10 protein-coding genes are annotated in these 13,222 nt (G+C 42.7%); 7 read left to right on the top strand and 3 right to left on the bottom strand.

Annotated elements, in window-relative coordinates:
* The first annotated feature begins 3 nt into the window (after window positions 1-3).
* The 6 genes from ACED29_RS07425 (at window position 4) to ACED29_RS07400 (ending at window position 4,933) form a co-directional block, all read left to right on the top strand.
* Window positions 4-1,764, top strand: coding sequence for a polyamine aminopropyltransferase (locus ACED29_RS07425; protein WP_371697376.1), 1,761 nt, complete (start codon window positions 4-6; stop codon window positions 1,762-1,764).
* A 79-nt stretch (window positions 1,765-1,843) separates the two neighbouring features.
* Window positions 1,844-2,257: a YjfI family protein gene (locus ACED29_RS07420; RefSeq protein WP_124018084.1), complete on the top strand. Its 414-nt coding sequence runs from the start codon at window positions 1,844-1,846 to the stop codon at window positions 2,255-2,257.
* 10 nt (window positions 2,258-2,267) lie between these two features.
* A complete protein-coding gene (locus ACED29_RS07415) occupies window positions 2,268-2,957 on the top strand; it encodes a PspA/IM30 family protein (protein ID WP_124018085.1) in 690 nt (229 codons plus the stop codon).
* Between the two features lie 6 nt (window positions 2,958-2,963).
* Window positions 2,964-3,617 carry a hypothetical protein gene (locus ACED29_RS07410; protein WP_182696683.1) on the top strand — a complete coding sequence of 218 codons (654 nt, stop codon included), beginning with the start codon at window positions 2,964-2,966 and terminating at the stop codon, window positions 3,615-3,617.
* 23 nt (window positions 3,618-3,640) lie between these two features.
* Complete coding sequence (locus ACED29_RS07405; protein ID WP_124018087.1) at window positions 3,641-3,976, top strand: hypothetical protein; 336 nt, start codon at window positions 3,641-3,643, stop codon at window positions 3,974-3,976.
* Window positions 3,977-4,105: 129 nt separating this feature from the next.
* A complete protein-coding gene (locus ACED29_RS07400; RefSeq protein WP_182696684.1) occupies window positions 4,106-4,933 on the top strand; it encodes an ion transporter in 828 nt (275 codons plus the stop codon).
* 120 nt (window positions 4,934-5,053) lie between these two features.
* Here the strand turns inward: ACED29_RS07400 and mrcB are convergent, their stop codons facing one another.
* The 3 genes from mrcB to ACED29_RS07385 form a co-directional block, all read right to left on the bottom strand.
* Window positions 5,054-7,354: a penicillin-binding protein 1B gene (mrcB, locus tag ACED29_RS07395; RefSeq protein WP_371697375.1), complete on the bottom strand. Its 2,301-nt coding sequence runs from the start codon at window positions 7,352-7,354 to the stop codon at window positions 5,054-5,056.
* Between the two features lie 67 nt (window positions 7,355-7,421).
* On the bottom strand, window positions 7,422-9,965 hold the full coding sequence (hrpB, locus tag ACED29_RS07390) for an ATP-dependent helicase HrpB (protein ID WP_371697404.1): 2,544 nt from the start codon (window positions 9,963-9,965) through the stop codon (window positions 7,422-7,424).
* Window positions 9,966-10,094: 129 nt separating this feature from the next.
* A complete protein-coding gene (locus ACED29_RS07385) occupies window positions 10,095-12,395 on the bottom strand; it encodes a putative bifunctional diguanylate cyclase/phosphodiesterase (protein ID WP_371697374.1) in 2,301 nt (766 codons plus the stop codon).
* Between the two features lie 186 nt (window positions 12,396-12,581).
* On the opposite strand from ACED29_RS07385, the gene thpR reads away from it, so the two are divergent.
* Window positions 12,582-13,148 (top strand): RNA 2',3'-cyclic phosphodiesterase, encoded by a 567-nt coding sequence (thpR, locus tag ACED29_RS07380; RefSeq protein ID WP_371697373.1) that lies wholly within the window; start codon window positions 12,582-12,584, stop codon window positions 13,146-13,148.
* Window positions 13,149-13,222 lie beyond the last annotated feature (74 nt).

The raw sequence follows: 13,222 nt of genomic DNA, 5'->3' as shown, positions 1-13,222 counted from the left end.
TTTATGACAACACCTTTGCTCGATGAACTTCCCGCTAACACTACACCAGGGGGCTCACAGCAAAGTTCCCCTCCATCCCGTCAAGTATCGTGGTTTGATGATGCCTTATTACTCGGCATCATGGCCTCGTTGGCGGGATGTGGTCTTATTTATGAATATCTATTATCTCACTATGCGGGCCGAATTCTTGGCGCACTAGAAGCAGCTATTTACACCATGATAGGCTTGATGATTGTGTCTATGGGTGTGGGAGCCTTTGCTGCACGGAAAATTAAATGCGCTTTCACTGGCTTTGCTATGCTCGAATTAACCGTAGCACTGTGTGGCTCATTTGCGATTATCGTTACCGCTGCCGTAATTGGCTTTGGTCAACAACTGCCATTAACCATCGCCAATACTTTAGGGCTGCCGCCAGATCACCTACCTAATGGTGGCTTTATTGCAAGTTTGCAAACCCTTAGCGCATACCTACCCTATGTTTGGGGCGTACTGCTGGGGTTAATGATTGGCATGGAAATACCACTGATTGCCCGCGTTCGGCAATCTTTGTCTGAAGCACACTTACTGCATAATGCCGGCACCATATATGGTGCCGATTACATTGGTGCTGGCATAGGTGCCGCTATTTGGGTCGGCTTTATGTTGGCCATCGATATTCAACTGGCTGCAGCACTCACCGCCAGTGTTAACCTCATTGCAGGGCTAATCTTTATTTGGCGTTTCTGGGCAAAAATAAATCATGTTAAATTGCTGCTCATAGGCCATATTATTGCCAGTGTCGTGATTGGCTTATTGGCCGTTAAAGGCCCTAGTTGGGAACAGCATTTTAATAACCTGTTATATAAAGATCATGTGGTGTATGCCAAAGCAACGCGCTTCCAGCAACTCAATTTTACTGAGCGTCTGCGCGGAGGTGGTTTACCGCCAGTTTATAATTTATACATCAATGGCCGTTTGCAATTTTCGAGCAGCGACGAACACATCTATCACAGCTTTTTAGTTCACCCAACATTAGCAGCCAGCGCAAGGCACGATAATGTGTTAATTATTGGCGGTGGTGATGGCCTAGGGTTAAAACAAGTGCTCAAATGGCAACCTAAAGCCGTTACTTTAATGGATTTGGATAAAGACCTATTAGCCTTATTTAAATCGCCACCAGCAGATATGCCCAAACGCTTAAGCGATGCATTATTAGCATTAAATGGCGATGCGTTAAACGATCCTCGCTTAACCTTAATGGTCGATGATGCGTTTAACGGGGTTGATAAGCTGATCCAAAAAGGTCAAATATTTGATGCCATCATTGTCGATTTGCCTGACCCAAGCCACCCAGACTTAAATAAATTGTATTCAGATTTATTTTATCGCAAGCTCAATGAATTACTCAGTGCAGATGGCGTGATCACTGTGCAGTCAACGTCACCTTATCATGCGCCAAAAGCGTTTATATCGGTGGGAAAAACCCTTACTGCAGCAGGATTTAATGTAAAACAGTATCATCATAATGTGCCGAGCTTTGGGGAATGGGGTTGGAGTATCGGCAGTAAGATGGGCAAAAATCCACAGCAGCGATTAGCCGCCATCGATAATATTCCGGTGCCAGAAGAATGGCTTACTCCTGGGCTTATCCATGGTTCATTTGAATTCCCTAAGCATTTTTATGCCGATATAGACAAGATCAAAGTGAACGAAATTGGTTCACTGCAGCTGTATTACTACCATTTAGCAGCTTGGTCAGAAAATGAAGTAATTAATCTTTTTTAATTGGACCAGATAGCGCTTGACATATTATGTCTAGATGCTATCTTTACTCACAGACATAATATGTCAATTAAGGACGAATATGAACATCCATACTATTGCAAGTCACCTAAACGGACTGTGTGATCACAGCAAAACCGGTTTTCAATTTGATTGTTATCCTATTGACGGTGATGTTGAAGTGTTACAAGTCAATATTGTCGGCCGCGAAGAAATTCCGGTGTTTGTATCAGTAACTGATAACCAAATATTGTGCATCAGTTACTTGTGGGGCGAAAACGAAGTAAATCAAGCTCGTCGGTCTGAAATGTTTGAGACCATGTTAGAACTGAACATTCCAATGCCATTATCATCGTTTGCTAAAATTGATGATAAATATGTGGTTTACGGAGCTTTATCTGTGCTTTCAAGCATGGAAGAGATTGAACAAGAATTAGCAGTACTGTCAGACAACTGTCTGGAAGTCATCGACGAACTCGTCGAATTTTTAAACTAAGGAGCCAATTATGGGCATTCTAAACAAGATTCTTACAGCGTTTCGTGGTGGTGCAACAGAAGTTGGCCAAAATATCGTTGACGCAAACTCAACTCGTATTTTTGAACAAGAAATTCGAGATGCAGAAAAACATTTAACTCGCGCTAAACGTGAATTAACCGACGTGATGGCCAAAGAAATGCAAGCTAGCCGCGAAATTGATCGCTTAAAGCGCAGCGTTGCTGAGCACGAAGGTTATGTCACCCAAGCGCTAGAAAAAGGCAATGAAGCATTAGCGATTGAAATTGCAGAAAAGATTGCTCAATTAGACGAAGAGTTAGCCGAGCAACAAACTGCCAATGACAGCTTTAGTTCGCATGCAGTGCGTTTAAAAGACTTAGTTAAAAAGACCGAGCGTCAGTTAAATGATTATCAACGTCAATTAACCATGGTCAAAACAACTGAAAGTGTACAAAAAGCGACTGCGACTATCACTGACTCATTTGCTTCAAGCAACTCAAAACTGCTTAATGCTAAAGATTCACTTGAGCGCATCAAAGCACGTCAGCAGCAGTTTGATGACCGCTTAAAAGCGTCTGAAACCTTAGCTGAAGAAAATAGCGATAAGTCATTACACGCAAAACTAGCAGAAGCGGGTATTGGTGAGCAAAAGTCGAATGCTAATGCAGTGTTAGATCGCATCAAAGCACGTAAAGGCTAAGCGATTATGGGATTTCTTAGCGGCCTATTCGGCAAAAAAGAAGCCCCGAAGCGTCAGCTTGACCACCCTAATAAACTGCTCAAGGGTGATATGATCACCTTTGATGACAGTTTTGCTTTGCCCACGCAATTGCGTGGGCAACAGCTTAAGGTTGAGGCTATTCATACTTATGAATACCAGCGCTCGCAGCTTTGTGAATTCTTATTGCGTGGCCACAGCGGCACGGCAATTTACCTATCCTATATTCAAGAAGACGAATCTTACTTAAGTATTTCAATCAAAATAAATCGTGACCTGGTTGAACAATTGTTTGACCTTGATGCATTTGCAGAAATATTTGAAGAACCAGGTAAAGCAACACTCACTCTGCAAACTCTGAATGACGAATTAGCGACCGAGCTAGATAAATGGCTCAGTGATGAATATCATCAAGCCGAATTTGCTAGTTTTGGCTACTTCCATCGTCAAGATTATCGAGATTTAAAGCCGCCTCAAAATGACGATGATGCCCGCGGTGAAGGTTTTGAAGGCTACAGCTTAGTCAACTCTGCTGACTCTCATGCGGTAGATATTGAAGTTTACGAAAGTGGCGACACTGAAGTGATGTTGACATTATATCGACCACTGACAGATATTAGAGAATACTGGCCAGCAAGCTGATACAGGTAGGAGACGATTTTCTAATGAGTTCAGGCAAACCGTTACCAGAGAAATGGCTTAAAAACCAACAAGCGGCGAAAGCGACTCAAGTGGCTTTTGATCTGGATGAGAAGTTTCAATACTCAATCCGCAAAGCGGCCTTAGACAAAGGCGTGAGTCCATCAGACCAAATTAGGACGATACTAGGATTATCGGTATCTAAACGACCTAAACGTCCGCGTTTAACCGTGTCATTAGATGCTGCTGACTATGTTATTTTAGCGCAGAAATACGGTTTAGACAGTGAGTCACAACTGGAAATTAAAAAGCGTGTGTTAGATGACTTAGTCCACTTCGTTGATAATAAATCAGCAAAATAAACACGGTTTTATGCTAATTATGCCAACTAAAAAAACGCACTAGGCCCCTGCCTTGTGCGTTTTTTGTTATGATAAAGCTAATCAATTCACTAGGCCTAACGGCTAACGAATGTAAACGGATTTAACGACATGCTCGAATCTAAAAGTTGGTCAATTAAAAACGTCGATGGTCCGAGTCCATTCGAACTCGCGATGATGGTGTTATCATTAATTTCAGTGGTTATTGTATTGACCATGACTTTCGGCAAGTTAGGCGCTGAAACGAACAAAGTCTTACTCTATATCGACACGACCATATGTGTCATTTTTATGACCAAATTTTTCTATGGTTTAGTCAAAGCACGCAACAAAGCCTTTTACATCCGCCATCATTGGATTGACTTTATTGCCAGTATTCCGGCTATTGAAGCACTGCGTTTTGCACGTATATTCCAAATATTAAGAGTCATTCGGTTAATCCGCATGAGTCGCTCATTACTCATCCCATTATTGCGTCAACGTAAACAAACGACTCTGGCCAGCTTATTGGTCGCTATGGTGTTAATTTTAGCGGCTGCATCAGTACTTATTTTATTAGTGGAAAGCGCTGAGCCTAACGCCAACATCCAAACTGCAGAACAAGCCATTTGGTGGGCTTTAGTGACCATATCAACAGTCGGTTATGGGGATTTTTACCCTGTCACTACAATTGGTCATGTTATTGGTGGGCTAGTGATTATCAGCGGGGTTAGCTTTTTTGGGGTGATATCGGGTTACATGGCTTCTGTTTTCGTCGCTCCTGATGAGCAAGAACGTACCGAGGCACAAGAAGCCCAAACGGCACATAAAGAACACATTAACAATCAGCTAAATCTGGCGCTGGAGCAAATGCAGCTAAACCAGCAGAAAATGGAACAAAACCAACAACACATGCTCGATGAAATCAAAAAGTTAAGGCAACAGCTAGATAAACATTAGCCATTATTAAACCAACGTTGAATCCAATAAAAAGCCCAAGGTTATTTAACCTTGGGCTTTTTATATTCAGATGTCTTGCCCTGAAATAGGCTTATACTTTAAGACGAGTTAGCAGATCAATTATTGCCCCACCAGCTTCTGCCACCACGAGAGTGACTCGCCACAATTAGCCACTGGGTGAAAGCTTGATTCTAAAGCCGGTAAGCCAACAATATTGTCACAATTACCTTGTTTAGCCGCGCCAGTTGTTCGATCAAAATAACCGTTTATTACGCCATTAACAGGCATCATACGCAAACTAAGCGGCGGACGTTCATTTAGAAAAGCTTGATACACAGCCATTGCACCACTACTGCCGTATAAACCAGTTTTACTGTTATCGTCTTGACCAACCCAAATAGCTGCCACGTTACGTTCATCAAAACCTGCAAACCATGAGTCGCGACTGTCGTTACTGGTCCCCGTTTTACCCGCTAGACGTACGCCAGGGAATGCAGCACCTAAGCGCTTAGCGGTTCCAGAACGCACCACTTGATTCATTGCATATTGGACTAAATAATCGGTAGCAGGATCAATCGCCATCGACGATGGCACACGGCTAACATCTAATGCTTGGTTTTGACTGTCGAGCACAGCAGTAATCGATGATAACTTACGATAACGTCCTTCATCTGCAAGGGTTTGATAAACTTGAGCCACCATTAATGGTGAACCATTTACAGCACCAAGTAACATGGATGGGTAAGGAGAAATATCATCATCCCAACCTGAACTTTTTAACGTAGCAGCAACCTTGTCTACTCCAACAGCCAAACCAACATTTACCGTTGGAACGTTCATTGAATCTTTAAATGCACTTAATAACGGCACTTGACCACTGAACTTTTTATCGACATTTTTAGGTGACCAGGTTTTACCTTGCTCATTTTGAAGCGTAATAGGTTTATCTTCAATTGGGGTCGCTAAGGTAAACTTATCCGCTTGGCGTAATGCGCTGGCATACACGAATGGCTTAATTAACGATCCGATTGGGCGTCTAATTTCTACCGCACGATTGAAGCCTTCATAACTGGGTTGCTTATCGCCCACCATGGCAGCAATACCACCGGTGTATTTATCGGTAACCACCATACCGACTTGAATATTTTTAGCCCGTTTATCCAGTGATGCCATGGTAGATAACACGGCTTTTTCAGCTGCTTCTTGGGCCATAGGATCAAGCGTGGTATAGACTTTAACACCCGATTGCTTGAGTAATGAGTCGCCATAACGGTCGCGCAACTCTTGTTTTACCACGGCAAAAAATGCCGGTAATTTTTGATGTACCGATTTTGTCGCACTGCGAAGACCAATAGGCGACTCTACAGCAGCTTTATATTGAGCAACGGTTAATTTATCGTTTTCCATCAATAAACGTAATACTAGATCACGTCGCTCTTGGGCTCGCTCAGCATAACGCCAAGGATTGTAATAAGAAGGCCCCTTAATAACCGCAACTAAAAAGGCTTGTTGCGACACGGTCAGCTCAGCAATGGGGCGACCAAAGTAAAACTGTGATGCTAGCCCCATACCATGCACACCACGGGCTTTATCTTGGCCCATGTACACTTCATTGAGATAAGCCTCTAAAATTTCATCTTTGCTATATCGAAAATCAATGATCAGCGCCATAAGGGCTTCACGTACTTTACGCACAATTGAACGTTCACTGCTTAAAAAGAAATTTTTGGCTAACTGTTGAGTTAAGGTTGAACCACCTTGAACGGTACGACCCGCGGTGATATTGACAACTGCAGCTCTTGCAATGGCCAATGGGTTTACCCCGAAGTGATCATAAAAGCTGCGGTCTTCTACTAAAATAAGCGCATCGATGATCATCGAAGGCATTTCAGGCGCGCGCACAAATAAGCGATCTTCGCCATCGCCGGCAATAATACGGTCAAGTAAAACTGGTTCTAAATGAAATACGGCTAATTCACGTTTATCAGACATGCGCTTAACCGAGCTCACGCCCTGAGAGTCAAAGCTAATCATCACTTTTTGTGCGACTTGGTTACCTTCTGGGTGCAAAAACGGCCGACGCCATAATTCAATGCGGGTGCTGGATGCTGAAAACTCGCCAACTTGACGTGGGTTAGCCACTTTACGATAACCCAATAGCTTTAATTCAGCCATTAGCTGAGGATGGCTTATCGCAGCTCCCGGATATAGCGCCATTGAACGGCTAAAAACTTGCGCAGGTAAATGCCACTTTTGGCCTTCAAATTTTTGCGCAATAATTTGGTCTAAATAAATAGCATAAAAGCTTACAACGGCAATACCAACTATGGATAATTTCCATGTGAGTGACCACAGCTTTCGCCACCAAGAGGGTCCTGTCTTTTTTGTGGTTGCCGAAGACTTTTTGGTTTTTTTAGTCATAAATAATGATTTCATTTTCCATATAACGCTGAATAATTACATGTTATTAATAAGCTAGATAACTTATTTACACGCCAGGAGTTTTCTTTTTAGTAAATTTTGTAGCCACAGTATTCACTGGGTCATCAGGCCATAAATGCCTAGGATAACGGCCACGCATTTCTTTTTTCACATCAATATAAGGGCCTTGCCAAAAACTGGCTAAATCAGCCGTTGCGGCTAATGGTCTTTGTGCTGGCGATAATAACTCCATAGTCACGGTCATTTTACCGTGCAATATTGTCGGGCTTTGCGCCATCCCTAATGCTTCTTGTAATCGTACACTGAGCAACGCACGCCCTTGTTGATCATGGTTATGATAAAAATGTCCATCGGCGTCAAGGGGCATCTGGTAACGAATTGGCGCACGAGTACCTGTTGCCATCGGCCAGTGTGTAGGCACCAACTGCTCTAACCTTTGCTGCTGCTGCCAATTGAGTAAGTTTTTCACCAATCCATAAGCGTCAACTTTAGCTAATGCGGCCAATGAACGAATATTGTCTAAATGTGGCCCAAGCCAATCTTCTAATGAAGCCAGCAAGAACTCATCACTTAAGCAAGGCCAATCATGCTCTGGATCAAAGTGTCGTGCTAATTCAACCCGATATTGTAACTGGATTAATAGCTCGTCACGATTAAGGATTGTTAACCCTTTAATGCGGATTTGTGCTAACAACGCGGCGGTAATGTGTGCTCGTTCAGGTGTAATACCGGTGTCGACTTTAATAATAATCTCACCGATTTTAGTGTGTCTCTCTGCAAAGAAACGCCCTTTTGCTTCATCCCAACCAGCGTGTACATGAGTGGTCACTAACGAGGTAAGCTCAGCCGTAAATAAACGTTCATCCAACCTTGCAGCAAGGTAAACCTGACCAGCATTACGACCTTGAGTCTCTTGAAAGTCAGCAACCACTAACCAAGGTTCATGTGCCAAACTATCATCGGCACTGATCACTACGCCAGTACCATTACTTAATAAAAAGCCTTCATGACCACGGGCTTTGGCAATACGATCAGGGTAAGCAAGTGCTAACAAATAACTAATATCGCGAGTGGATGCATTTCGTATGGCTTCATTGATCTGACCCGATATCGCCAAGGATTGCTGCCATTGCCTTACTTGCTGCTTAATCTGTCCCTGCAAAGCCTCAGTCAAATAATGATGAATATCGGCGCCTTTTTTGGGTAAGCCGCGAGCTTCAATAATGCCCGCTAACACACATGCCAATAAACACAGTTGCGGCTGATTGTCATCCTGAGTAAGTTGCTTAGCTTTAAGCAGCATATGCGCTAAACGCGGATGGCAACCTAATGCATAAGCATCTCGACCTAATGGCGTTAATTTACGTTGTGAGTCAATCAATTCAAGTTGCTGAAGTAATCCCCAAGCAACCTGTTCATGAATGGCCGGCGGCGGCGTAAGCAATGACAATTCGGCAAATGATTTAGCGCCCCAATTGGCACAATCAAGAGCCATCGAAGTCAGTTCAGCTTGCGTAATTTCAGGTTCGTCGACCTTGCGCATACGTCCTTGTTCTTCTTGGCTCCATAAACGCACGCAATAACCCGCCGCTAAACGCCCTGCACGACCACTTCGCTGAATGGCAGAAGCTTGGCTAATGCGCTTAAGCCCTAAGCGTGTCACGCCGGTTTTAGGGTTAAAACTCGCTTCACGTCGATAACCACTGTCTATCACTAGCGTAATGCCTTCGATAGTTAAACTCGATTCCGCCACATTGGTCGCAAGGACTATCTTACGTTTACCAAGCTCTGCTGCTCGAATAGCTTGATCTTGTTCTGCAGACGATAAATCGCCATACATAGGACAAATTAGCCATGATGCATCCAAACGCTCACGTAACAATCCAGCGAGCTTGCGGATTTCACCTTTGCCGGGTAAAAATGCTAGCACACTGCCTTGTTGATAAGCGGCTAATTCAATCGACGTGATGGTGTCGAGAATGACCCGAGACATGTGCGTAAGCCACATTTGCTGACTTGGACAAGGTCGATAAGCAATCTCAACCGCAAAACTGCGGCCATCACTATGGATCTGAGCTGCATCGGGCATTAAGGTGTCGAGCGGTAAACCAGACAGGGTTGCAGACATGGCAATAATGCGTAAATCGTCACGCAATGATTGCTGCACTTCTAATGCTAAAGCTAAGCCTAAATCGGTAGTGAGGTGACGTTCATGTATTTCATCGAAAATAATCACATCAATACCACTCAGTTCAGGGTCTTGTTGGATCATGCGGGTCAAAATACCTTCAGTCACAATTTCGAGTCGAGTATCAGCACTGACTTTTGATTCGCCGCGAACACGATAACCCACTTGTTGACCAACCGCCTGGCCCAATTGTTTAGCGATAAATTGTGCTACATTGCGGGCGGCAACTCGGCGTGGCTCTAACATGAGAATTTTGCCACTAATTTCAGGCCAGGCTAGCATGGCTAATGGCAAGGCTGTTGATTTACCCGCACCGGTAGGTGCTTCGAGAATAATCTGCGAATGATCGGCAAACTGCACCCGCAACGAGTTAAGTACCGCCTGTATGGGTAATGAAGTGATAATCGATGATTCTGGGCGCGGTAATGCTTGTTTTGAGGTCAACGCTATTAACTTTTACGGCAATTTTATGGGGCTCATTTTACCCACAATCATATCAAGGTGTCATTAATTGCAGATGGCATACATCAATTAATCATTTAAGGCCGTAAGATTATCTCCTAACGTAGCGGATGTTAACCAAGGTGTTCGCAAACCGTGTGGTAATTCGGCCAAGCGCGTCGGTTTATTAATGGCATAACCTTGAGCATAATCAACGCCGATATTTTTCAGATATAAGCCAATCTCAATATTCTCAACGAACTCGGCGATAACCTCAAACCCCATGTCTCTACCAAGTTGACAAATTGCTGTCACAATCGCTTTATCGCTGCGGTTTTCACATAAATTGACCACAAATTGGCCATCAATTTTAACGTAGTCCACATCGAGGCATTTTAAATAAGCAAAACTTGAAAAACCAGAACCAAAATCATCTAAAGCAATTTTACAGCCAAACGGACGTAACAAATCAATTAACCCTGTGGCTTGGTCTAACTGGCTTACGGCTGCGGTTTCGGTGATCTCAAAACATAACTTACTCACCAACTCTGGTTCAACCATTAAGCGCATTTCAAGCCAATTCATGAACTTTTGATCGGCCAGTGACATTGCCGACAAATTAACCGAAACCATAGACAATTGACGCCATATGGTTAAATTATTGCCACCCCATTTCAATAAATTATCGATAACCCATCTATCAACACGAGGCGCTAAGTTATAACGCTCAGCAGCAGGTAAAAACACGCCAGGTGATACATATCGGCCATCGCTTTGTACCATGCGCAGTAATATTTCGATGTGTATCCCAGTTTCGGGCTTATTTAGCGGCTCAATAAGTTGATAAAATAACTCAAACTGATTTAACGCAAGTGCTCCAGTAATATCTACAGATGCAAGCATTTGGTTATACATGAGGTTCATTTGTGGGTCATCAGGATTGTAAAAATGCCAGCGGTTACGGCCTTCCTCTTTGGCTAATCGACAAGCAGCATCCGCTTTACTCATGACACCATAGATATCTGGAGCAACATAATCAACTTTAGCAATGCCAATACTGGCACTAATATTATGCTTAACCCCCTTCCAAATAAATTCATGCTCAAATAATTGCTGACAAATTCGTTGCGCCACTTGTTGTGCTGATGACACATCAGAATTGTTCATCAATAAGCCAAATTCATCGCCCCCTAGCCGCGCAACAACATCGCCTTTGCGTAATAATTGTTTTAAGCGTGTGGCCACTTGCTGCAGTAACAAATCACCCGCTTGATGACCACTTAGATCATTAACTACCTGAAATTGATCGAGATCGAGAAAGGCAATACAAGCAGGTGTATGATCTTCATCGTCTAATAACTCTTCGAGCATATTTTCAAACTGCAGCCGATTCGGTAAGCCGGTTAATACGTCATGATTGGAGTGAAATGATAATTCATCAGCAAGTCGATAACGCTCGGTGACATCTTCAATCATTAACAATAACTGCTGCTGCTTATTAAGAGCATGGCAAAAGCTAAACTTGTACCAATGAATTTGCCCACCATTCCGCAGCGGTACTTCACACCAAGCTTGACGTAAAATACCTTCGCGGACAATGTGCAACGTATCGAGTAGCAGTGGGTGATCTTCTTCACGCAATAAGTTAAATAAACTTTGGCCTTCACTAATAAGCAGACTGTCTTTACTCGCATCATTTTGCAATACAATATTATTCTGTAAATCAATGAGCGCACAGGCTATCGGCAACAACTGAAACAGCTCTTGATATTGTTTATCTTTACTATCGAGCAAAACGGCTAAACGACGTAACTCAAGTGACGATGCCAATTGATAAGCGGTATCTTCGAGTAGCTTGTGTATAAACGAAATGGGATCTTTATGCTGATTCACAACAGGATTAGCATCTGAAGCACACAGAGTGCCTAACACAACTCTGACATTGCCTACCTGTAAAACGGGGCTGAGTGCAATATGCTGGCAATTAATATTGAGACCGTTAAAAAGGCTAATGAGTGGAGTTAATATTGGATCTTGTTGGTCGGTTAACCCTTGCGTAGCATTATGAGCATAAGTGATAAGCTGATGATTAGATAATAAGGATTCGCAAAGCGACAGATGATCTTTAAACTGTTGATTGAACAGTGCTTCAGAAGCGGGGGAAGTACCAAAATAACTAGCACATTGCTGCTCTGACGTGTCGATAATTTCAACATCGACCGAAAATACTTTATCGTACTGATTTGTCAGTACAAATGCCGCGCTGCATTCTAGTCTTTTACAGACTAACTCTAGTGCTTGATTAAGCAGCGATAACACCGAAGTATTACTACTCTCAATAGGTCCATTTGTAAAAACACTTTTCAATAGTTGCTGGGTGCTATCTGCCATTCATCAACTCAGTCAAGGTTAGCAATTCAATTTGCTTAGGAATAAAAAAACATGCGCTATATTATCGTTAACATTCACCTAAGTGTAGTTTAGTCACTCACAAATAACGATATTTGTTTACATCATTCAATATTAATAATCTATTCGGCTTAGGGTTTCAACTCATTACTAATTAAGGATAAGCGTATGCAAGCCACATCTTCGCGAAGATTGTTTGTCGGCTTTGGCTTAAAAAAGTCAGAAATAGAAAAAACATCTCTAATAAAACAGCGTCTTAGCCCATTTGTTAATGATACAGCAAAGGTAGTGGATAATAGTAATTTACACATGACACTCGGTTTTTTAGGCCAGATAGATCAGACCAGTTATGCCAGTGTTGTCGATGCGATCGAGTTGATGCCAAAACCGACTTTTATGCAAGAGTTAGATACACTTTCGTTATGGCAATCAGCACGATTAATTTGCCTAAAAGGACACGCTAGCGAACCGCTATTGCTTATGGCTCAATCGCTACTCTTGATTGCGAAAAATCACAAGGTATTGATTAGCGAACACCAATACGTCCCTCACATTAGTTTATTTCGCCAAGTTAACATCACTACTTTACCTACGTTGAGATGCACCACTAGGTTATCGTTGATGCCAACTGAGTTACATCTGTATCAATCTATCAAGAATAAACGCCAAACTGACTACTCTGTTCTTAAAAGTTGGCCGCTAACTGAAGACAACAAAAAAGCCGCTATTATCTAATGCCCAGCTCTTAAACTGAGTTAACATTAAGTAACGACGGCTTCAAATCTGCCTTATATTCGCACTTTTATCGG

The sequence above is a fragment of the Shewanella sp. 5S214 genome (assembly GCF_041439795.1).
Lineage (GTDB): Bacteria > Pseudomonadota > Gammaproteobacteria > Enterobacterales > Shewanellaceae > Shewanella > Shewanella vesiculosa.
The sequence above is the reverse complement of the archived record's forward strand: the minus strand, read 5'-3'. Positions and strand labels throughout refer to the sequence as shown.